General features: G+C 71.5%; 18 protein-coding genes and 1 pseudogene. 12 read left to right on the forward strand and 7 right to left on the reverse strand.

Annotated features, from left to right (window positions below):
• Positions 1-244 precede the first annotated feature (244 nt).
• The gene (locus I0C86_RS20490; RefSeq protein ID WP_196202881.1) at positions 245-1246 is read right to left on the reverse strand and encodes a diacylglycerol kinase family protein; all 1002 of its coding nucleotides are present in this window, start codon (positions 1244-1246) and stop codon (positions 245-247) included.
• Positions 1247-1373: 127 nt separating this feature from the next.
• On the opposite strand from I0C86_RS20490, the gene I0C86_RS20495 reads away from it, so the two are divergent.
• The 4 genes from I0C86_RS20495 to I0C86_RS20510 all read left to right on the forward strand — a co-directional run bounded on the left by I0C86_RS20495 (position 1374) and on the right by I0C86_RS20510 (position 5861).
• Entirely contained in the window at positions 1374-2693 is a 1320-nt protein-coding gene (locus I0C86_RS20495) for an adenylosuccinate synthase (protein ID WP_196202882.1), read from the forward strand.
• An 11-nt stretch (positions 2694-2704) separates the two neighbouring features.
• Entirely contained in the window at positions 2705-3994 is a 1290-nt protein-coding gene (gene purD / locus I0C86_RS20500; protein ID WP_196202883.1) for a phosphoribosylamine--glycine ligase, read from the forward strand.
• Between the two features lie 173 nt (positions 3995-4167).
• Positions 4168-4758, forward strand: a complete 591-nt coding sequence (locus tag I0C86_RS20505) for a hypothetical protein (protein ID WP_196202884.1) — start codon at positions 4168-4170, stop codon at positions 4756-4758.
• Between the two features lie 158 nt (positions 4759-4916).
• On the forward strand, positions 4917-5861 hold the full coding sequence (locus I0C86_RS20510) for an endonuclease/exonuclease/phosphatase family protein (RefSeq protein ID WP_230394485.1): 945 nt from the start codon (positions 4917-4919) through the stop codon (positions 5859-5861).
• Between the two features lie 38 nt (positions 5862-5899).
• On the opposite strand, the gene I0C86_RS20515 is transcribed toward I0C86_RS20510, so the two are convergent.
• From I0C86_RS20515 to I0C86_RS20525, 3 genes are all read right to left on the reverse strand, one after another.
• On the reverse strand, positions 5900-7486 hold the full coding sequence (locus I0C86_RS20515; protein ID WP_196202885.1) for an AMP-binding protein: 1587 nt from the start codon (positions 7484-7486) through the stop codon (positions 5900-5902).
• A 3-nt stretch (positions 7487-7489) separates the two neighbouring features.
• Positions 7490-8704 (reverse strand): acyl-CoA dehydrogenase family protein, encoded by a 1215-nt coding sequence (locus tag I0C86_RS20520; protein ID WP_196202886.1) that lies wholly within the window; start codon positions 8702-8704, stop codon positions 7490-7492.
• Between the two features lie 61 nt (positions 8705-8765).
• Positions 8766-9218 (reverse strand): SCP2 sterol-binding domain-containing protein, encoded by a 453-nt coding sequence (locus tag I0C86_RS20525; protein WP_196202887.1) that lies wholly within the window; start codon positions 9216-9218, stop codon positions 8766-8768.
• Positions 9219-9302: 84 nt separating this feature from the next.
• Between I0C86_RS20525 and I0C86_RS20530 the strand changes: the two genes are divergently transcribed.
• The 4 genes from I0C86_RS20530 (at position 9303) to I0C86_RS20545 (ending at position 12450) form a co-directional block, all read left to right on the forward strand.
• Entirely contained in the window at positions 9303-9959 is a 657-nt protein-coding gene (locus tag I0C86_RS20530) for a TetR/AcrR family transcriptional regulator (RefSeq protein WP_196202899.1), read from the forward strand.
• A 138-nt stretch (positions 9960-10097) separates the two neighbouring features.
• Complete coding sequence (locus I0C86_RS20535; protein ID WP_196202888.1) at positions 10098-10481, forward strand: ArsR/SmtB family transcription factor; 384 nt, start codon at positions 10098-10100, stop codon at positions 10479-10481.
• Positions 10478-10801, forward strand: a complete 324-nt coding sequence (locus I0C86_RS20540) for a hypothetical protein (RefSeq protein ID WP_196202889.1) — start codon at positions 10478-10480, stop codon at positions 10799-10801. Before I0C86_RS20535 ends, I0C86_RS20540 begins: the two co-directional genes overlap by 4 nt.
• 38 nt (positions 10802-10839) lie before the next feature.
• Positions 10840-12450, forward strand: a complete 1611-nt coding sequence (locus I0C86_RS20545) for a serine hydrolase domain-containing protein (RefSeq protein WP_196202890.1) — start codon at positions 10840-10842, stop codon at positions 12448-12450.
• 97 nt (positions 12451-12547) lie between these two features.
• Here the strand turns inward: I0C86_RS20545 and I0C86_RS20550 are convergent, their stop codons facing one another.
• The 3 genes from I0C86_RS20550 to I0C86_RS20560 all read right to left on the reverse strand — a co-directional run bounded on the left by I0C86_RS20550 (position 12548) and on the right by I0C86_RS20560 (position 16069).
• Entirely contained in the window at positions 12548-13420 is an 873-nt protein-coding gene (locus I0C86_RS20550; protein WP_230394489.1) for a pectate lyase family protein, read from the reverse strand.
• Between the two features lie 322 nt (positions 13421-13742).
• Complete coding sequence (locus I0C86_RS20555) at positions 13743-14669, reverse strand: MaoC/PaaZ C-terminal domain-containing protein (protein WP_196202892.1); 927 nt, start codon at positions 14667-14669, stop codon at positions 13743-13745.
• Positions 14669-16069 carry a 3-oxoacyl-ACP reductase gene (locus tag I0C86_RS20560; protein ID WP_196202893.1) on the reverse strand — a complete coding sequence of 467 codons (1401 nt, stop codon included), beginning with the start codon at positions 16067-16069 and terminating at the stop codon, positions 14669-14671. The genes I0C86_RS20555 and I0C86_RS20560 overlap by 1 nt, the downstream gene beginning before the upstream one ends.
• A gap of 58 nt (positions 16070-16127) precedes the next feature.
• Between I0C86_RS20560 and I0C86_RS20565 the strand changes: the two genes are divergently transcribed.
• The 4 genes and pseudogenes from I0C86_RS20565 to I0C86_RS20580 all read left to right on the forward strand — a co-directional run.
• Positions 16128-17420: an acetyl-CoA C-acetyltransferase gene (locus I0C86_RS20565; protein WP_196202894.1), complete on the forward strand. Its 1293-nt coding sequence runs from the start codon at positions 16128-16130 to the stop codon at positions 17418-17420.
• A 441-nt stretch (positions 17421-17861) separates the two neighbouring features.
• A complete protein-coding gene (locus tag I0C86_RS20570) occupies positions 17862-18437 on the forward strand; it encodes an ArsR/SmtB family transcription factor (protein ID WP_196202895.1) in 576 nt (191 codons plus the stop codon).
• Between the two features lie 2 nt (positions 18438-18439).
• On the forward strand, positions 18440-19765 hold the full coding sequence (locus tag I0C86_RS20575; RefSeq protein ID WP_196202896.1) for an MFS transporter: 1326 nt from the start codon (positions 18440-18442) through the stop codon (positions 19763-19765).
• Between the two features lie 152 nt (positions 19766-19917).
• A pseudogene (locus tag I0C86_RS20580) lies at positions 19918-20819 on the forward strand (sugar ABC transporter permease); the annotation flags it as partial.

Consider the following 20819-nt stretch of genomic DNA (forward strand, 5'->3'; position numbering starts at 1 on the left):
GGTGGGGGTGGTGCCCAGCCGGAGATGGGACCGGAGTCCTCGCGTGGCTCGGCGACGATCTCGTCCGGGGGCCACAGCGGCTCTTCCGCACGCGGCGCCGCCGGCACCTGACCTGGCACGTACACCCGGTTTCCATGATTGTCCACCACGGCCTACCTACCTCCCCTCCACTACTCGAGGATATGCCCGCCGATCGGCCTTCGGCCGGGCACGGAGGTCCCCACCTACAGCCTTCCACAAGAGATCAGTGGTCGTACACTGCCCACGCCCCCGGCTCGATCCACCAGGACCGCTTCCGGTTCAGCGTGCCGGAGACGCCGTCGTCCAGGAACGGGACGTCCGGATCCCGGGGGGTGACCGCGACGGCGCGGCCCCGGGCCCGCCGGACCTCCAGGCGTACCCGTTGGCGGCCCCAGCGGGACCGGGTCACGACCGGAACGGCGACGGCGACGTCGACCACGCCGTCGGCCGGGTCCGCCGTCGACAGCAGCTCCAGCCCGGCCAGTTCGGCGTAGCCGCCCGCGTTGCCGATCGCACAGGCGAACAGCGGATCGTCACCGTTCGACAGCACGGCGTCGTCGACCTCCACCCGCCCACGCCAGGCCAGCGGCTGGCCGGCATCGTTGGCGGCGCCGAGCAGCGCGCCGTCCAGAGTGACCGAACCGCCGTCGTTGCGGAGCAGGTCGAGGCGGCGGACCCGGCCGTCCAGCACCGCCGCCGCGACCCCGGCGGGATCGCGGGGCAGCCGGAGTTGCCCGACCAGGTCGCGGAACGGTTCCCGGGTTGCCGTTCCCGAGCCGGCCGGATCGAGCGGCAGCAGGCCGATCGGCGGCAGGTCGGGAACCGTGCGGTTGCCGGCGAGGTCCGTCGGGCGGCGGCTGGGCGGCGGGGCGTACCGGCGGACCATCCGGCGCATTACTGCGCGCAACTGACCATCACTCGCCGTAGCGATTACGAGTCTGGTCTTTCCCTCCGGATCGGGCCAGTCGAGACCGTCCGGCCGGGGCGGGCCGTCCAGCCGGGCGAGTACCGCGTCGATCTCCGCATCGGAGCGGGCGGTCACCGGCTCGACCCGGGCGCCCCGGGCCGTGAGCGCGTCCGCACAGGCCAGCACCGGTACGCGTGGAGTGTCCGCGCAGTCGGTCCGACTGGCGGCCTGGCCGGCGGAGCAGCAGTCGCCGCCCGAGCCACAGCCCGCCGAACCGTCCTCACCCGAGTCGAGGGTGAGCAGTACCACGTCGTACACCGGGAGTCGCCTCCTGCCGCCAGCCCGGCCTCTGCGGGCCGGGTCGTCACTTTTTGTTAGCCTGACACCTCGGGCTCGCCACGCGGTCGCCACCTGGCACCCGAGCCCCCTGGAGGCGGGTTTAAAGATGCCGGCGATCGTGCTCATCGGGGCGCAGTGGGGCGACGAGGGCAAAGGCAAGGTTACCGACCTGCTGGGCGACCGGGTCGACTACGTCGTCCGGTACTCGGGTGGTAACAACGCCGGGCACACGGTGGTCACCCCGGACGGACAGAAGTACGCACTGCACCTGATGCCGTCGGGTGCGCTGTCTCCGACCGCGATGATCGTGATCGGCAACGGCGTGGTGGTCGACCCCAAGGTGCTGATCTCGGAGATCGACGGCCTGGCCGAACGGGGTGTCGACGTCTCCCGACTACGGATCTCCGGCGACGCGCACCTGATCATGCCGCACCACCGGGCCCTGGACCGGGTGGTCGAGCGGTATCTCGGCTCGTCCCGGATCGGCACCACCGGCCGGGGGATCGGCCCGGCGTACGGCGACAAGGTCGCCCGGATGGGCATCCGGGTGCAGGACCTGCTCGACCCGGGCATCCTGCGCAAGAAACTCGAACTGGCGCTCCGGGAGAAGAACCAGATCCTGTTCAAGGTCTACAACCGCAAGGCGCTCGACATCGAGGCGGTGACCGAGGAGTACCTCGGCTACGCGGAGCGGCTGCGGCCGTACATCGCGGAGACCCGGGTGGTCCTCTGGGACGCGCTCGACCGCGGCGAGACGGTGCTGCTCGAGGGCGCCCAGGCGACCATGCTGGACATGGACCACGGCACCTACCCCTTCGTGACCTCGTCGAACCCGACGGTCGGCGGTGCCTGTGTCGGCGCCGGCATCCCGCCGATGTCGATCACCCAGGTGATCGGTGTGACGAAGGCGTACACCACCCGGGTCGGTTCGGGTCCGTTCCCGACCGAGTTGTTCGACGACAGCGGCGCCCACCTGCGCAAGATCGGCGCCGAGTACGGCACCACCACCGGCCGGGAACGCCGGTGCGGCTGGTTCGACGCGGTGATCGGCCGGTACGCGGTCCGGCTCAACGGCATCACCGACCTGGTGGTCACGAAGCTCGACGTCCTCTCCGGGCTGGACAAGGTGCGGATCTGCGTCGGCTACGAGATCGACGGCGAGCGGTTCGACGACATGCCGATGACGCAGACCGCGATCCACCACGCGCGGCCCATCTACGAGGAGTTCGACGGCTGGGAGGAGGACATCTCCAAGGCGCGATCCGAGGCGGAACTGCCGGAGAACGCCCGCCGCTACCTCGCCCGGCTGGAGGAACTGTGCCGGTGCCGGATCAGCGTGGTCGGTGTCGGGCCCGGTCGTGAGGAGAACATCGTCCGGCACGAACTGATCCCCGCCCGGCCCTCGGCGGCACCGGCCAACCCGTAGGATCGGGCGCTGTGCGCGTACTACTTCTCGGTGGCGGCGGGCGGGAGCATGCGCTCGCGCTCGGGCTGGCCGACGATCCGGCCGTCGACCATCTGATCGCCGCACCGGGAAACCCGGGCATCGAGGCGGTCGCCGAGCTGCGCCCGGTGGAGATCACCGATCCGGCGTCGGTCGCGGCGCTCGCCGTCGAGGTCCAGGCCGACCTGGTCGTCGTCGGTCCGGAGGCACCCCTGGTCGCCGGGGTCGCCGACGCGGTACGGGCCAAGGGGATCGCCTGTTTCGGCCCGTCCGGAGCGGCGGCCCGGATCGAGGGCTCGAAGGCGTTCGCCAAGGACGTGATGAACGCGGCCGGCGTACCGACCGCCCGGGCCCGAGCGGTCGTCAACCCCGGCAGCGGGGTCGGGGCCGCCCTGGTGGCGCAGGCGCTCGACGAGTTCGGTGCTCCGTACGTGGTCAAGGACGACGGGCTCGCCGCCGGCAAGGGTGTGGTGGTCACCGACGACCGGTCGGCGGCACTCGACCACGCCGCCTCGTGCGACCGGGTCGTCGTCGAGGAGTACCTCGCCGGACCCGAGGTGTCGCTCTTCGTGGTCACCGACGGGGAGACCGCGCTGCCGCTGCTGCCGGCCCAGGACTTCAAGCGGATCGGCGACGGCGACACCGGCCCGAACACCGGCGGCATGGGGGCGTACGTGCCGCTGCCGTGGCTGCCCGAGGGCACGGTCGACGAGGTCATGGCGACGGTGGTCCATCCCACCCTCGCGGAGCTGCGTGGCCGCGGTGCCCCGTTCAGCGGCCTGCTCTACGTCGGTCTCGCCATCACCGGGCAGGGCCCACGGGTGATCGAGTTCAACGCGCGGTTCGGCGACCCGGAGACGCAGGTCGTACTCGCGTTGCTGTCCACGCCGCTCGCCGGCCTGCTGCACGCGGCCGCGACCGGGACGCTGGCCGGGCACCCGCCGCTGCACTGGCGGTCCGGTGCGGCGGTCACCGTGGTGGTCGCGTCGGCCGGCTATCCGGGCACGGCCCGCAGCGGGGACGTGATCACCGGCGCGGAGCGGGCCGGGATCATCCACGCCGGGACCGCCCGCCGGGCCGTCGACGGCGCGCTGGTCTCCGCCGGTGGCCGGGTGCTCTCGGGTACGGGCCTCGGCGCCGACCTGGTCGCGGCCCGGGAGGCCGCGTACGCCCTGGTCGCCGGGCTCGGCCTGGACGGTGCGCAGTACCGGCGCGACATCGCGGCGCTCGCCGCGGCCGGCCGGCTCGACGCACCGCAGCGGGTCGCGCCGACCGACGGCTGAACCGGGACACCCACTCCGATCCGGCGATCCGGCGATCCGGACGGGCGGCGGGCCGGTGCCCCGTGACCAACCTGCTCCGGCTGGCACGAAACCGTGATTCGTCGATCACGGCGCGTTCCTACCGTGAGGATCACCCGGTCGAGGGCCGGGTTCCCAGCGGCGGAGGAGCGACCATGCACAGGTACCTGACTCGGGCGGCCCTGGTCGTCCTCGGTACGGCGATGGCGGTGGGGTCGACCGGTTGCGTAACGATCCAGACCGGCGGAAGCCGCCCGGCCACCTCGACACCGGCTCCCGGTGAGGAGGGCCTGGGTAGCGGGCCGACCGGGCAGCCGGAGTCGAGCGCGAGCCCGGCGGGCGGCGGCGGCCAGAGCGGAAGCGGCAAGACCGGCGGCGGCGAGACCGGCGGCGGCTACTCCGAGGGTACGAAGGATCCGAAGCCGAGCGGCCCGACCATCGTCTCGTTCCGGATCAGACAGAAGCCGAAGTGCGCGCAGGGCACCAACATCAACCCGATCCCCGGCGTACCGGTCATCCTGGAATGGAAGGTGACCGGCACGGACACGGTCACGCTCTCCGTCGACGGCCCCGGGGTGTACGACAGCTACCCGGCCCAGGGCAGCGCGACGATCGACTTCCCGTGTGCCGGCCCGCCCGGTGACACCGTGACGCACACCTACCAACTGCGTACGGTCGGCGGGGGCGCGGTGCGGTCCAAGACGTTGACCGGCTCGGCCGTGGTCTACGAGATCGGCGAACTCTAGTCCACGGCGAACCCGGGTTCCGGCGTTGCCGGACCGGGGGTTCACCTGCCGGCGACGAACACCGGCTCACGGCACGGCCGTCCGATGTGTACTGACGCGGGCGGCGCCGGACGTTATCCTCCCGGTCATCGAAGGTCGGATCATCGGGAGGCGTGGCGATGCGGGTTCGACGACGGTTCGGAACTCTCGCGGTGATGGTGTTGACCACGGTGACGGCGGCGGTCGTACCGGTCGCCACCCCGGCTCGGGCGGCCGTGGTCGACACCACCTACCACGTCTGGACCTGGAACGTCGCCGGTTGGGCCATGCACCGTGGCGCCACCGGCAACGGTCTGATCACCGCGCTGAGCAACTCGATCCGCAACCGGAGCGCCCAGTTCGCCGCGCTCAACGAGTTGTGCTGGAGCCAGTACAAGGCGGTGCAGGCCAATCTGCGCGGCTCCGGCTGGGCTCAGGACGTGGAGAACTTCTCCCGCTTCGAGCCGCACAACGACACCGGCTGCGGCGGGGAGCCGTACGGGTTGGCGATCTTCAGCAAGGCGCCGCTGGGCCCGGCGAACCGGTACGCACTGGCCGCCGACGGTAGTTCGGAGCGGCGCAAGCTGCTCTGCGCGCCGCTGGAGGCCCGGCCCCGGCTGCGGTTCTGCACCACCCACATCACCCCGTCGAACGAGGTGATCGGGACAGAGAAGATCAACGAACGCCAGCTCGGTGAGGTGCTGTCCCGGCTGGACGCCTTCCACGCCGCCGGCGACACCGTGATCATCGCCGGCGACTTCAACGCCCAGCCCGACTACGGGCGGATGAACCCCTGGTACTCGCGGAACCTGAACGTCCCGCTCAATTCCGGCAACACCGGTTCCTACCGCGAACTCGACGACACCGACCCGGGCAGGCCGGGGTACGGCGAGACGACGGTGGCCGACGGCGACACGACGGGACCGAACGGCCAGGGCAAGAAGATCGACCTGATTTTCGTACACCAGGACCGGATTGTCGGCGGTTACACGGGTGACTCGTTGTCCATCGCCACCACCTGCGGCGGGCCCTGCTCCGACCACCGGATCCTGATCGGCACGGTGACCGTCGCCGTCACCACCTGACCCCCACCGGTCTACCCGGTCCGGTCCGGTGGGCCGGGTCAGGCCCGGTGGTACCGGCGCAGTTCCCGGGTCAGCACCTTTCCCGTGGCGTTGCGCGGCAGCGCCGGTACGAAGATGACGTCCCGGGGGACCGAGAACCGGGCCCGGTAGCGGCGGACATACTCCCGTACCGCCTCCGGATCGAGCGCCTCACCGGGAAGCAGTACCAGGTACGCCGCCAACCGCTGGCCGTACGTCCGGTCCGGCACGCCGATCACCGCCACCTCGCGTACCTGGGGCAACTCGGCGAGCAGGTTCTCCACCTCGGACGGGTGGACGTTCTCGCCACCAGAAACGATCATGTCGTCGGCGCGCCCGTCGACGTAGAGCAGCCCGTCGGCGTCCAGGTGGCCGAGGTCACCGGTGTCCAGCAACCCCAGACCACCGCCACCGTCCCGACCGCTGCCGTCGCCCCCGGTGCCCGAGGTGTACCCCTCGAACAGCAACTCGTTGCCGACGAGAATCCGGCCGACCTGACCGGTCGGGGTCGGGTCGCCGTCCCGGTCGAGGATCGCCAGTCGGGTCCCGTGCGGCGGGCGGCCGGCGGTGGTGGGAGCCTGGCGCAACTCGGCCGGGGTGGCGATGGCGGCCCAGGAGACCTCGGTGGAGCCGTACAGGTTGTAGAGCACGTCGCCGTACCGGTCCATGAACCGGGTCGCCAGACCGCCCGGTAGGGCGGAGCCGCTCACCGCGACGACCTCCAGCGGCGGTCGGGTAGCCGGCGGCGGCACCTCCAGCAGTCGTTGCACCATCACCGGTACGGCGAACAGCGCGGTGCACCGGTGCCGCCGGGCCGCCTCCAGTGCGGCGGCCGGCTCGAACCTGCGGTGCAGTACGACGGTGCCACGCAGCGCGAAGGCCATCTGTAGTGCCGCGTATCCCCAGGTGTGGAAGAGCGGAGCCGCGATCATCATCCGGGCGCCGACGTGCAGCGGGATCCGGTCGATGATGGCGACGAGCGGACCGAGCCCGTTCGGGGTGGGCCGCCGGGCGCCCTTCGGCGTGCCGGTGGTGCCGGAGGTGAGCACGATGGTCCGGCCGTCCCGCCCGGGGCGGCGCAGTTCGCCCAGCGGTGCGGCGGCGACCAGGTCCGCGCACCCGCGTTCGTCGAGCTGGTCCACCTCCGGAGGTAGTCCGATCGTCAGGTCGACGAATTCGGCGTCGTGCACCAGCAGCCGGATCCGTTGTTCCCGCACGACGTCCGCGAGCTGTGCCCCGGAGAGCCCGGTGTTGACCAGCACGATGTCGGCACCCAGCAGTGGGCCGGCGATCGCCGTCTCGACCAGCCCGTGGTGGTTGCGGCAGAGCAGGCCGATCCGGTCGCCCTCGGCGATGCCGTACCTCGCCCGCAGTGACCGGGCCAGCCGTTCGGCCCGGTCCAGCAGCTCCCGGTAACTGATCTTCCCGAGTTCCTCGTCGACGACGGCGACCCGGTCCGGATCCCGGGCGGCGGCCTGACGTAGCTCACCGGCGAGGCTGAAACCCCAGTTCCGCAGCGCGCCGAGCTGGGCCGCGATCCGGATCGGCGAGCCGGGCTTGAGCAGGCCACGGCGGGTCAGGGTGGTGACGAGGAAGGGTAGGGCCATGGGTCAGCGGATCGGCCGTCCGGAGATGGCTCGGGAGATGACCAGGCGCTGGATCTCGGAGGTCCCCTCGAAGATCGTGTAGATCTTGGCGTCCCGGTACCAGCGTTCGACGGGATGGTCGCGCAGGAAGCCGGCGCCGCCGAGGATCTGCACCGCCTTCTCGGTCACCGACACCGCCACCTCGCCGGCCTTGAGCTTGGACATGGATCCCTCGCCGGCGGTGAACGGGCGGTTGTTCCGGCCCATCCAGGCTGCCCGCCAGACCAACAGCCGGGCGGCGTCGATCTCCGTACGCATGTCCGCGAGGGCGAAGGCGATCGCCTGGTTCTCGATGATCGGCCGGCCGAACTGGACCCGCTCCTGGGCGTACGCCAGCGCGTACTCGTACGCCGCGCGGGCCACCCCGATCGCCTGGGCCCCGACGGTGGGGCGGGACAACTCGAACGTACGCATCGCCGCCTGGCTCTTTCCGCGCTGGCCGGAGCGGGCCCGGTCGAGCCGTTCGCGCAGTGCCTCGCGCCCGCCCAGCAGGCAGTGGCCGGGCACCCGTACGTCGTCGAGGAAGACGTCGGCGGTGTGCGAGGCGCGCAGGCCCAGCTTCTTGAGCTTCTTCGTCGCGGCGAGCCCCGGGGTGCCGGGCGGCACCACGAAGGCGGCCTGCCCGCGAGAGCCGAGCGAGGGCTCGACCGAGGCGGTCACCACGTGCACGGCGGCGATCCCGCCGTTGGTGGCGTACGCCTTCTGGCCGTTGAGCACCCATTCGTCGGTCGCCTCGTCGTACCGGGCCCGGGTGCGCATGGCGGCGACATCGGAGCCGGCCTCCGGCTCGGTGCTGCAGAACGCCGCGACCGCCGGTTCGTCGACGGTGCCGAAGCACTGCGGCACCCACTCGACGAGCTGCTCGGGGGTGCCGGCGCCGTAGATGGCGGCCACGGCGAGTGTGCTGCCGAAGATCGACAGCCCGATGCCGGCGTCGCCCCAGAAGAGTTCCTCGCTGGCGATCGGCAGCGAGAGGCCGGTCGGATCGGCCCAGCAGGTGGCGACGAACTCGAAGCCGTACAGCCCGACCTTGGCCGCCTCCTGGAGCACCGGCCAGGGGGTCTCCTCGCGGGCGTCCCACTGCGCGGCGGCCGGGCGTACGACGTCGGCGGCGAAGCCGTGCACCCAGTCGCGCAGGTCCCGTTGCTCCTCGTTCAGGTCGAGCGAGAACTCGGTCACGGTGTCCCCCTGTCGCGCATCGTCGGTGTCGGTGTCGGTGTCGGTGTCGGTGTCGCGAGCCTCAGGACTTGGGGATGTCGAACAGGTTGGCGATGTTGGCCGCCAGTCCCAGGTCGCCCTTTGCCTTGAGCTTGCCGGTCATGAACATCATCACCGGGTTGGCGCCGCCCGAAACGATCTTCAGGAACTCGACCGGTCCCATCGTGAGGGAGAGCTTCGGGTCCCGGCTGGGCGTCTCCGAGACCTGGCAGGTCCCGTTCTCGATGACGATCTCGTAGGTGTCCGAGCCGCCGTCCGCCGCTCCGGTGATGGTCCAGTGGATGACCGCGTTGGTCGAACCGGCCCGGTCGGCCCGGAACAGCGCCGGCATCCGGCCGAACACCGCGTCGAGTATGGTGCCGCGCAGGTCGCCGCTCATCACCTCGGCCAGCTTGTCGTCCGGGGTCGACTTGACGAGCTGGGCGAACTCCTTGGGCTCGACCGAGGTGAAGTTGGCCGGATCGAAGTCAGTCATGGAGTGGACCTTCCGGGCTGGGGCGTTTGGGTTACTGAGGCGTAACCTTACGCACGAGTAGGTAAGCTCGCAAGCGTGCCCACCATGCCCAACCCCAAGCGGCTGCCCCGGGCCGTACGCGAGCAGCAGATGCTCGACGCCGCGGTGAAGGTCTTCTCCCGGCGCGGCTTCCATGCGGCGAGCATGGACGAGATCGCCGACGAGGCCGGGATCTCCAAACCCATGGTGTACGCCTACCTGGGTTCCAAGGAGGAGCTTTTCACAGCTTGCCTGCACCGGGAGGGAACCCGGCTGATGGAGGCGATCGTCGGCGCGGTGGTTCCGGACCTGCCGTTCGACGAGCGGCTGTGGCGCGGCCTGCGGGCGTTCTTCCGGTTCGTCGGGGCGCATCGGGACGGCTGGGCGGTGCTCTACCGGCAGGCTCGCGGGGAGCGGCCGTTCGCGGGCGAACTGGCCGCGATGCGCAGCCGGATCATCGAGGTGGTCGCCGGGATGCTCGACCGGGGCCTGGCCGCGCAGGGCCATGAGGTCCGCGCGGCAGAGCGGGATGTCATGGCGTACGCCCTGGTCGGCGCCTCCGAGTCGGCGGCGGACTGGCTTGCCGACCACCCGGACGCCGACCCGGATCGGATGGCCACCCGGATGATGAACTTCGCCTGGACCGGCGCCGGCAGTCTGCTGGCCGGTCAGTTGTGGCGCCCGCCGCCGGTCGGCGACCGGGTCGTACCGCCTCCGCGCTGACTCTTCCCCCGCCCGCTACCCAACTTTCCCCGCCCGCTACCGGACCGGTATCGGGCTTGACGCATGCCGTCGGGGGTGTCAGTCTCTTCTGACAGGGGGTGTCAGTCCGGACTGACACCCGGGAAGGGAACCAGAGGCATGGACCAGGCTTCGCCCTCGGGCGACGAGCTGCTGCGGGTGTTGACCGCGATGGCCAGTCCACATCGGCTGCGGATCATCGCCGCGCTCGCCGAGGGGCGCACCTACGTCAGCCAGTTGGCCCGACAACTGCAGATGAACCGGCCGCTGCTGTACATGCACCTGCAACGGCTGGAGGCCGCCGGCCTGGTCACGGGGGTGCTGGAGACGGCGCGGGACGGCAGTTCGGTGAAGTACTTCGAGCTGGTGCCGTTCGCGCTGGAGCTGACGCCGGAGGCGGTCATCGCGGCGGTGCGGTCGCTGGGCGCGGAACAGGCGGAGACGGACGGACCGGCACCGGGTGCCCCGGAAACCGGTGGATCGCGAAGGGACACGAGTAAGTGAGCACAGTATCGAGCGCCGAGCTGGACATCGCACAGACGGCCACGATCGCCTCGACGGCGCTGGTGGTCGCACTGGTCGCCGTCGTCGGTTTCGTGGGCCTGGGGTTCTACCGGGCCCGGCGGTCGGCGGCCGGCGCGGACCGGTACGAGGCGCTGGCCGAGCGCGTCGCCGAGGCCGGAGCACGGACCGCAGAGGCCGGCCAGGCCGCCGCCACCGAACTTCAGGGCCTGCGCGCGGAGCTGGGGGCGGCCCGCGACGAGTTGGCGGAGGTCAGGCGGCGGCTCACCGAGCTGGAGCGCCTGCTGAGTCAGATCGGTTGACCAGGCCTGGTCAACCCCTCGATCGAAAGGATTGGGATATGGGCGTCCGTTCACCCTGGGCGGGGATGGGGACGGTCCTGCTGGCGACCCTCACGGCGGCGCTGGTGCCACTGGCCGTGGCCGTTCCGACGGGCCCGGCGGCCGGTAACTCGGCCGGTTCCGGATCGACGGCCGGATCCGGATCGACGGCCGGATCAGGAACGAGCGATGACGATGTCGGCGGGACCGACGACGAGATCGCCAGGGTGGAGGCGTACCTGCGCCGGCACATGGCCGAGATCCGGGTACCGGGCCTGGCGTACGCGGTCGTCCGGGGTACCGAGGTGATCGGCCAGGGCACCTGGGGCGTCGACGGCGACGGGGCGCGGGTGACGCCGCAGACGCCGTTCGTGGTGGGCTCGGTGTCCAAGTCGTTCACCGCGCTGGCGGTACGGCAACTGGTCGAGGCGGGACGGGTCGAACTCGACGCGCCGGTTCGCCGGTACGTTCCGGAGCTGCGACTGGCGGACGAGTCGGTGGCCGCCCGGATCACCGTACGGCAGTTGCTGACCCACACCAGCGGGCTGCCCCAGGTCGTACAGATGGGCCTGAACGACCGGTACGACAACGAGCCGGACGGGCTGGCCCGGTCGGTACGGGACCTGGCGACGGTCGCGCCGACGATGTCGCCCGGCGAGGCACACCAGTACAGCAACGCCAACTACATGATCCTCGGTCTGCTGGTGGAGGCGGTGACCGGGCAGACGTTCGGCGGATATCTCCGGGAACACGTGCTGGACCCGCTCGGCATGACGCACTCCGCCACCACCGGGGCCGAGGCGCGGGCGGTCGGCGTGCCGGCTGGCCACCGTTACTACTTCGGGCACCCGACCCGCTTCGCCCCGCCCTTCGACGCCTCCGGCGTGCCGTACGGCCACCTCGCGGCGAGCCTGTCGGACCTGACGCACTACGCCGTCGCCCAACTGAACGACGGCCGCTACGGCGACGCTTCGGTCCTCTCGCGGCAGGGCATCGCCGACCTGCACACCGGTCAGGTTGCCACCGGCGGTGGCGGCAGCTACGGCCTGGGATGGCGGGAGAGCACCCTCGACGGTTTCGGTGACCGCCTCGTCTGGCACGCCGGAGCGGCCGCCAACTACTTCAGCCACGTCCTGCTCGTACCGGGGTCGGATCTGGCCGTCGTGATCCTGTCCAACGTGTACGGCCTCGCCATGGACTGGCCGCTGGCGTCGATGGCGTTCAACGTGGCCCGGATCCTGCGCGGCGGCGAGCCGGTCACGGCCGCCCGGGACTCCGTCCTCACCTGGACGCTTCTCGGGCTGGTGGTCGTCGTCGGGCTGCTGCTGATCGTCCTGGCCTGGTCGGTGGTCAGAGCCGTCCGGCGCCGTCGGATCGCGGGGGTGCCGGCCGCACGCCGTCGGATCGTCGCCGGCACGGCGGGTTGGGTCGTCGGCTGTGCCGCGCTGGCGGCCGGTGCGCTCTGGGCGCTGCCGGCGATGTTCGACGGCGCCGGCCTGGCCCAGGCGATGCTCTACACGATGGACATCGCCCACGCGATCGTCGCGGTCGCGGTGCTGGCCGGCACGATCGCGCTGGTACGCCTCGCCGCCGCCGGGCACGCCCTGTTCGGGCGGCCCGGCGGCGGATAGCGGGTGCGGGCACCGACGTGTGGTGCCGGGGTGCTCCGGTCGGCGTGGACCGGAGCACCCCGGCGGGTGTCGCGCTGCCTCGCGACGGTGCCGACGATCAGATCCGGCCGGTGCCGGCGCCGCCGGTGACGATCGACTTCACGTTGGCGGCGGGGTCGAGGCTGTAGCCGTACGGGATGCTGTTCACGCTGCCGCCGGTCTGGCCGGCGCCGGAGTTCACCAGGTGGTTGTTCCGGGCGACCAGGCCGCCGACCGGCGAGCTTCCCTCGCCACGGTGGTACGGGTCGGACACGTTCTCGAAGTAGTTCCCCTCGACCAGGACGCCCGCGTTGCAGGTGGAGGCCACGCCGTAGCCGCCGTTGCCGCGGTAGAAGTTGTTGTAGACGTGCACCGGGTTGCCGAACCGGACCCGGGGGTGGCGCTGGTTCGACCCGTCGAACCAGTTGTGGTGGTACGACACCCGCAGCCGCCCGACATCCTCGCCGGAGTTGCTGTCGGAGTGCCCGAGCAGGAACGACTTGTCGTGGCTGAAGACCCGGTTCCAGGACACGGTCACGTAGTCCGAACTGCGCTTGATGTCGACCGCGCCGTCGTAGCCGTTGCTGAAGCTGTTGTGGTCGATCCAGACCCGGGTCGAGTACTGGACGTTGATCGCGTCGTCGGCCCAGTTCCGGAAGTTGATGTTCCGGATGATGACGTTGCTGACGCTGGCGACGTTGAGCCCGCCGCCGGTGATCGTCGCGCCGCTGCCGACTCCGATGATGGTCTTGTTGGCGGTCACCTTCTGCATGCCGCTGATCGAGATCGTGCCGGAGAACCGGATCACCCGGGCGCCGCTGGCCTGCATGTTGCTGATCAGGCCGGCGGAGTCGGTGACGGTCACCGGGGAGGCGCTGCCGCCTCCGCTGGTGCCGCCGCCCTGGGTGGCCCAACCTTCGAGGTTGAACGAGGCGGCGGACGCGCTGGGCATCGCGGTCAGCGAGGTGGCCGCGAGTACGGCGGCGGTGGCCACGGCGAGCAGTGGCACCCGGGTGAGCCGCCGGGTGCGGTCGGACGTGGTGGTTCTGGTGCTGGTCACAGCTACCTCCGAATGGAAGTGGTCCACCCCGGCGGCCGGGTCGCGGGTGGGACGCGGGCGCCGCCAGCGGTAGGTGGACGGGTGCGGCGGGGGGTTCCACCGCATCGGGACGGGGCCTGGAAAGCGCTTTCCAGGTCAAAGCGAAGAGTATCGATGTACCTTCGGCCCTGTCAACGGCAAAATTCGATATTTGGTCCGGGCTGTCGGCTTAGCCCTAGATCGACACAACCCCGACCAGGTACGGACGGCCGCGCCGGGCGTCGTGCAAGCCGAAGGACCAGGCCGGGGTGGCGTGGAACGCGACGGTTCCGGGCAGCGGCAACGGCAGCTTGAACGCCACCTCCACCTCGTACGCGTCCGGCAACCGGCCCTCCAGTGCGGCCAGGCAGCGGGCCTTGCTCCACATGCCGTGCGCGATCGGCCGTGGGAAGCCGAACAGCCGGGCGGCGATCCGCGAGGTGTGGATCGGGTTGCGGTCTCCGGAAATCCGGGCATAGTCCCGACCGACCCGGGGCGGTACCCGCCAGAGCGCGCTCGGTGCCGGCGGCGCCGGACGGTCCCCGGACTGGTCCCGGCCGGCGCTCTCCGTCCCACCGCGCTCCCGCCGGGCAGTGCTCTCCGCAGCACCGCGCTCCCGCCGCAGGTACGTCGACACGCCACGCCAGACGACCTCGGCGCCGACCGAGGCGGTGCACAGCACGTCGAACTGCCGCCCCCGCTCGTGCGGACGCAGGTCGACGGCGCGTACCGACAGGTCCAGTGGCTCGGCCGCGTCGATCCGGCGGTGCACGGTGATCCGGTTCGCCACGTGCACCAGACCGACCAGCGGCAGGGGGAACTCCGGCGCGCTCATCAGGCGCAGCGCCAGCGGAAAGGCCAGCACGTGTGGATAGGTCGGTGGCAGCGCGTCGGCGAGCCGGAACCCGCACACCCGGTCGTACCCGGTCAGGTGGTCACGGTCGACGGTGACCCCCCGGACCACCAGCTCCTGGTCCGGCAGCCGGGCGGCCCGCCGGGCCGGACCGAAGCCCGGGGCGAGCCCGATGGCCGCCCGGCGGTAGAGCGGCCCGGCGGCCGGAATCGTCGACAGCTCGACCTCGGCGTTCCCCGGCTCGGCGGTGGGTGGTGGCAGGTCCGACATCACGCCCCCAACACGCTCTGGCCGCAGACCCGGACCACGTTCCCGGTGATTCCGGTCGATCCGGGCGAGGCGAACCAGGCGATGGTCTGCGCCACGTCGACCGGCAGCCCACCCTGGGCCAGGCTGTTCAGCCGCCGGCCGGCCTCGCGGAACATCAGCGGGATCCGGGCGGTCAGTCGGGTCTCGATGAAGCCGGGGGCGACGGCGTTGATCGTGATGCCCCGCTCGGCGAGCAGGGGCGCCATCGAGTGCACCAGCCCGATCACGCCGGCCTTCGAGGTGGCGTAGTTCGTCTGGCCCCGGTTGCCGGCGATCCCGGCAATCGAGGAGACCGCGATCAGCCGGCCGCCGTGCGGAATCAGTCCCCGGTCCAGCAGTACCTCGTTGATCCGCTCCTGGCTGGAGAGGTTGACCTCCAGGACCTGGTCCCACCAGTCCGGGTTCATCCGGCCGATGGTCTTGTCCCGGGTGATCCCGGCGTTGTGCACGACGATGTCCACCCGGCCGTGCCGGTCGGCCAGGTGCTCGGCCAGCCGGACCGGTGCGTCCGGTGCGGTCAGGTCGAGCTGTACCGCCGTACCGCCGACGCCGTTGGCCACCTCGGCGAGCGCGTCCCCGGCAGCCGGTACGTCGAGCGCCACCACCTGGGCGCCGTCGGCGGCCAACACCTCGGCGACCTTCGCGCCGATCCCCCGGGCCGCCCCGGTGACCAGGGCGATCCGGCCAGCCAGCGGGCGCGCCCAGTCGACCTCGGGTACGTCGGCCGGGGTGATCCGGACGACCTGCCCGGAGACGTACGCCGAGCGGCCGGAGAGCAGAAAACGTAGCGTCGACTCGACGGCCCGCTCGGCACCGGGGGCGACGTGGACGAGTTGGGCGGTGGTGCCCCGGCCGAACTCCTTGCCGATGCTGCGGGTCAGGCCCTCCAACGCGCGCTGCGCGGTGGCCTCCCGAGGGCTGGTGCAGGACTCCGGCGGGGTGCCGAACACGATCACCCGGCCGGACGGGTGCAGCGCCCGGGCCAGCGGATGGAAGAAGTCGAAGAGGGCGCGCAGCCCGGTCGAGTCGGTGATCCCGGTGGCGTCGTAGAGCAGGGCGCCGTGGCGGACCGGCCCGGCAGCGGTCGCCGCGCCGCGCTCGGCCCCCTCGACACCGGCCGCCCCCTCGACCCCGGCGGGCCCCTCGGTATTGGCGGAGATCTCGACACCGGCGCTGCCGAGCAGCTTCGCCAGGGATTCGCGCAGCCGGCCGCCGGGAGCGGCGTTCAGCCGGACCGACCCGTGGATCAGCGGGTCGCCGGGGCGGTACCGGCGCAGTCGGGGCGGGTCGGGCAGGCCGAGGCGCTTGACCAGCGCCCGGCCGGGTCCGGTGTGGGCGAAGCTCGCGTACCTGTCACTCATGCGCGTAGCCTACTCACCGGTAAGGTAGGAACAACCCTGTGTTCTGGAGGCGGCACCCGTGGAAACCGTACGTCGCGTCGCGATCATCGGGGGCAACCGGATTCCGTTCGCCCGCTCGAACGGCCGGTACGCCAAGGCGTCCAACCAGGACATGCTGACCGCCGCCCTGGACGGGCTGATCGCCCGGTTCGGGCTGGCCGGCGAGCGGCTCGGCGAGGTGGCCGCCGGAGCCGTGCTGAAGCACTCCCGGGACTTCAACCTGACCCGCGAGGTCGTACTCGGCTCCCGCCTCGACCCACGCACCCCGGCGTACGACCTCCAGCAGGCCTGCGGGACCGGTCTGGAGGCGGCGATCCTGGTCGCCAACAAGATCGCTCTCGGTCAGATCGAGGTCGGCGTCGCCGGTGGTGTGGACACGACCTCGGACGCCCCGCTGGCGGTGAACGAGGACCTGCGGCGGACCCTGTTGGAGATCAACGCCGCTCGGAGCCTGGGCGGGCGACTGCGGGCGGCAGCCCGACTGCGTCCGGCCCAGCCGTTCCGCCCGGAGATTCCGCGCAACGCCGAGCCGCGTACCGGGCTGTCGATGGGGGAGCATGCCGCGGTCACCGCCCGGCGCTGGAACATCGCCCGGCAGGACCAGGACGAACTGGCGGTACGGTCGCACCAACGGCTCGCCGCCGCGTACGAGCGCGGGTTCTTCGACGATCTCGTCACGCCGTACCTGGGGCTGACCCGGGACCAGAATCTTCGGCCGGACACCAGCGTGGAGAAGCTCGGCGCACTCCGGCCGGCGTTCGGCGCCCGGGGTCCGGACGCCGACCAGGCCAGCATGACGGCCGGGAACTCCTCACCGCTGACCGACGGCGCGTCGACGGTGCTGCTGGCCTCCCAGGAGTGGGCGAAGGCGCACAACCTGCCGGTGCTCGCCTGGTTCGGTCAGTCCGAGACGGCCGCCGTCGACTTCGTGCACGGCGACGAGGGGCTGCTGATGGCGCCCGCGTACGCCGTGCCCCGGCTGCTGGCCAGGGCGAAACTGAGCCTGACGGACTTCGACTACTACGAGATCCACGAGGCGTTCGCCTCGCAGGTGCTGGCGACCCTCGCCGCGTGGGAGTCACCGGAGTTCTGCAAGGACAGGCTCGGCCTGGACGCCCCGCTGGGCTCGATCGATCCGGCGAAGGTGAACGTCAACGGCTCGTCCCTGGCCGCCGGGCATCCGTTCGCGGCGACCGGTGGCCGGATCGTCGCCACCCTGGCCAAGCTGCTCGCGCAGCGAGGGTCGGGGCGGGGCCTGATCTCGATCTGCGCGGCCGGCGGTCAGGGCGTGGTCGCGATCCTGGAACGCTGAGGGGGTCAGGGCACGCAGTCGGTGCAGTCGAGATTCATGGCGACAAGTGTGTCCCGGTTCAGGTGATAAACGAACGGCCCGGCATACGCCGTGCACACGCGCTCGATCACTGGTCGGTGCCGCGAATATAACGGAACGTCGAAACGCGCATCTGGCGTAGCGCGGCTCGATGCCATGGCACACCTCCTTCGGCTGCTTGGCCCGGCCATCTTCTCACCTCGGGCCGGTTGCTGGCCCGCATCTGCTGCCCGGTTGGCGGTCCGGGTACCGGTGTTGTCAGGTTCCATCGACAGGCCGTGCAGCCCTGGCCGAGGTCCACGGCTGCACGGTAGCGGATCACTCCGACGCTGGACGGTGGTCTGCACACCGGCTCAGTGGGCGCGACATGGACCTCCAAAGAAGTGCTTGATAGATGGGATCTTGTCTCCTAGACTCCCCAACATGTCTTTGGGAGTTGATGACCCGGACCGGCAACGGGCCGCCGACGACACGCCGGATCCGAAAGCGCGGTTGCGTGCGCTGGCCCATCCCCTTCGGATGCGGATCCTGTCGCTGCTGACGACGACCGCGATGACCGCCGCCGAAGTCGCCCGCGAACTCGACCTCACCCACGCCAACGCCAGCTACCACCTGCGGCACCTGCTGGCCGCCGGTCTCGTCGAGGCGGCTGGCGAGGAGCGGATCCGGGGCGGGGTCGCCAAGCGCTACCGGCACGACCCGACGATCGACCACGGCTGGCGCGCGCCGGTTCCGGAGGGGAGTGAGGCAACCCCCGAACACCGACTGGTCTACGCCGCGCTCAGCGCCGAACTGCGTCGCCGCTCCGCCGAACTGCTGCGCGGCCCGGGCAGCTTCCTCACCGACGCCGAGTTCTGGGTCGACCCCGAAACCTGGACCGAGATCCGGGACGCGATCGCCGAGGCGTCGGCCCGGCTGCACCAGGCCGCCCGGCCGCCGCGCACCCCCGGCACCCAACGGGTGAGCGCAACCGTGGCCCTGTTCCGGATGAAGGGCTGACCTTGCGAACCCGTGACGCCGCACTGGCGCCGCTGCGGCACCAACCCTTCCGCTACCTGGCGCTCGGCCGGGCCGCCACGATGCTCGGCAACTCGGTCGCGCCGATCGCGCTCGCGTTCGCCGTACTCGATCTCACCGGATCCGTGCGCGACCTCGGCCTGGTGGTCGGCGCGCGGTCGCTGACCAACGTGCTGTTCCTGCTCTTCGGCGGGGTACTGGCCGACCGGCTGCCCCGGCACGCCGTGATGGTCGTCTCCTGCACGCTCGCGGCGGCCACCCAGGCTGCGGTCGCGGCGCTCGTGCTCACCGGCACCGCGACGATCCCGACGCTGATCGCGCTCAGCGCCGTCAACGGGGTGGTGACCGCGTTCGCCTGGCCGGCCGCCGCCGCGCTGATGCCGCAGACCGTCCCGGCCGAGCTGCTGCAATCGGCCAACGCGCTCAACCGGCTCGGTGTCAACGCAGCCATGATCGGCGGTGCCTCGCTGGGCGGCATCCTGGTCGCCGGCGTGGGACCGGGCTGGGGTCTGCTGGCGGACGCCGGGACCTTCGCGCTGGCCGGGCTGGCCTTCGCCCGGGTACGGGTGGCTCCGGTCGCCAACCGCGCCACCACCCGGCCGAACCCGCTCCGGGAACTGCGCGAGGGCTGGACCGAGTTCGTCTCCCGCTCCTGGGTCTGGGTGGTCGTCCTCGGCTTCCTGCTGATCAACTTCGCATACTCCAGTTCGGTCAACGTCCTCGGCCCGGCCGTCGCGGACGAGACGATCGGGCGGCGTGCCTGGGGCCTGGTGCTCGCCGCCCAGACCGCCGGAATGGTGGCCGGGGCGCTGGTCGCGCTCCGCCTCCGGGTACGCCGGCTGCTCCTGCTCGGCGTGCTCTGCATGTTCGCCGAGGCACTGCTGCTGGTCGGGCTGGCCTGGACTCCCGGATTCGCTCTCCTGCTGGTCACCGGGTTCATCGCCGGTGCGGCGGTGGAACAGTTCTCGGTCGCCTGGGAAACCTCGATGCAGCAGAACATCCCGGCCGACAGGCTCGCCCGGGTCTACTCGTACGACGCGCTCGGCTCGTTCCTGGCGATCCCGCTCGGCCAGATCGCGATCGGGCCGGTGGCGCTGGCCCTCGGCACCGGACCGACCCTGCTGGGCGCCGCCGGAATCGTGCTGCTCGCGGTGCTCGGCATGCTGCTCGACCCCGGGGTACGCCGACTGTCGGCCAACCTACCGACGCCCGACGAAGCTCCTTCTCCGGCTGTCCCGGCTGTCCCGACTGCCAGCGAACTGACGGCGGCGGGTGCCGCAGGACCTGTCGAACCACCGAACCGGGGGTAAGGCGCCGATCCGACCGGACGCCGACCTGCGGCGTACGGGCCCGGTCAACCTGCGGCACGTCCAAGCCGGACAACAATCACAGCGGACATCGGTAGGGAGCGAGCTTCGGTACGGTCGACGTGGCCATGGCGTCGAGCGGCGGGATGTGTGCGATGAGTTTTCCAGGGCAACCGCCAGGGACCGGGACGGTTCCACCCGGAAGGCAGCACCCCGTACCAGCGGCCGGGTCCGGCTCGGCGGGACGGGCACTGGTCGGACTCGTGCTGCTGCTGCCGGCGCTGGTCGCGCTGATCTGGTCGTACGTCGCCCCCACCCTGTCCACGATGGCGACGAGTTTTCAGCACGACAGCCTGATCAGGGAACCGGAATCGGCCGGAACCGACAACTACCAGAAGATCTTCGAGGACGGGCTGGCCGGGCAGTTCGGCCTCGCACTCCTGCTCGGCCTCCTGCCGCTGGCGATCGCGCTGCTGGCCGCGCCGCTGCTCGCGCTCGTCGCCGACCGGGCGGGTCGGGTACCCCGGCTGGTGACCCGGGGCGTGCTGGCCCTCCCGATCGCCGGGTACGCCCCGACCGCGCTGTTTCTCGGCTGGCGGGTACGGCTGAGCGAGTCGGGCTCGCTGGCGGACGGTGCGCGATTCGAGCTGACCTGGATACTCGCCCTGACGTCGTTCGGGCTGGTCGTCGCGGTCGCCGCGACGGCGTTCCTGAGCGCGCTGCGGCAGCGGGAACCGGGTCGCCGGCCCACGCCTGCCCTGCTGACCGTCGGCGGGTTCGTCGGCCTGGCCCTGCTCGCCCTGACGCTTCAGATCTTCACCGCGCCGGCACTGCTCACCGGGGGCGGCCCAGACCGATCCACCATGACTCCGCTGCTCGGTGTGTGGCAGGCCAGTTTCAGGTTCGCCCAGTTGGGACTGGGCGCCGCCGGCTCCACGGTGCTGCTGCTCCTGCTCGGCCTGTTCGGACTCGCCGCGACCGGGTTGCTGCTGGCCAGCCGTACCCGGATCGAGTTCGACGGCTGGCGCGACCGGCCCGCCGGAACGCCGGTGCCCGC

The organism is Plantactinospora alkalitolerans (genome assembly GCF_015690345.1).
Classification (GTDB): domain Bacteria; phylum Actinomycetota; class Actinomycetes; order Mycobacteriales; family Micromonosporaceae; genus Plantactinospora; species Plantactinospora alkalitolerans.

Excerpts from the sequence above, each read along its gene's own strand:
- I0C86_RS20555 (WP_196202892.1), bottom strand. The coding sequence starts at position 14,669 with ATGTCGGACCTGCCACCACCCACCGCCGAGCCGGGGAACGCCGAGGTC.
- I0C86_RS20530 (WP_196202899.1), top strand. The coding sequence starts at position 9,303 with ATGCCCAACCCCAAGCGGCTGCCCCGGGCCGTACGCGAGCAGCAGATG.
- I0C86_RS20510 (WP_230394485.1), top strand. The coding sequence starts at position 4,917 with ATGCGGGTTCGACGACGGTTCGGAACTCTCGCGGTGATGGTGTTGACC.
- I0C86_RS20535 (WP_196202888.1), top strand. The coding sequence starts at position 10,098 with ATGGACCAGGCTTCGCCCTCGGGCGACGAGCTGCTGCGGGTGTTGACC.
- I0C86_RS20560 (WP_196202893.1), bottom strand. The coding sequence starts at position 16,069 with ATGAGTGACAGGTACGCGAGCTTCGCCCACACCGGACCCGGCCGGGCG.
- I0C86_RS20505 (WP_196202884.1), top strand. The coding sequence starts at position 4,168 with ATGCACAGGTACCTGACTCGGGCGGCCCTGGTCGTCCTCGGTACGGCG.
- I0C86_RS20515 (WP_196202885.1), bottom strand. The coding sequence starts at position 7,486 with ATGGCCCTACCCTTCCTCGTCACCACCCTGACCCGCCGTGGCCTGCTC.
- I0C86_RS20495 (WP_196202882.1), top strand. The coding sequence starts at position 1,374 with ATGCCGGCGATCGTGCTCATCGGGGCGCAGTGGGGCGACGAGGGCAAA.
- I0C86_RS20550 (WP_230394489.1), bottom strand. The coding sequence starts at position 13,420 with ATGCCCAGCGCGTCCGCCGCCTCGTTCAACCTCGAAGGTTGGGCCACC.
- I0C86_RS20545 (WP_196202890.1), top strand. The coding sequence starts at position 10,840 with ATGGGCGTCCGTTCACCCTGGGCGGGGATGGGGACGGTCCTGCTGGCG.
- I0C86_RS20525 (WP_196202887.1), bottom strand. The coding sequence starts at position 9,218 with ATGACTGACTTCGATCCGGCCAACTTCACCTCGGTCGAGCCCAAGGAG.
- I0C86_RS20570 (WP_196202895.1), top strand. The coding sequence starts at position 17,862 with ATGTCTTTGGGAGTTGATGACCCGGACCGGCAACGGGCCGCCGACGAC.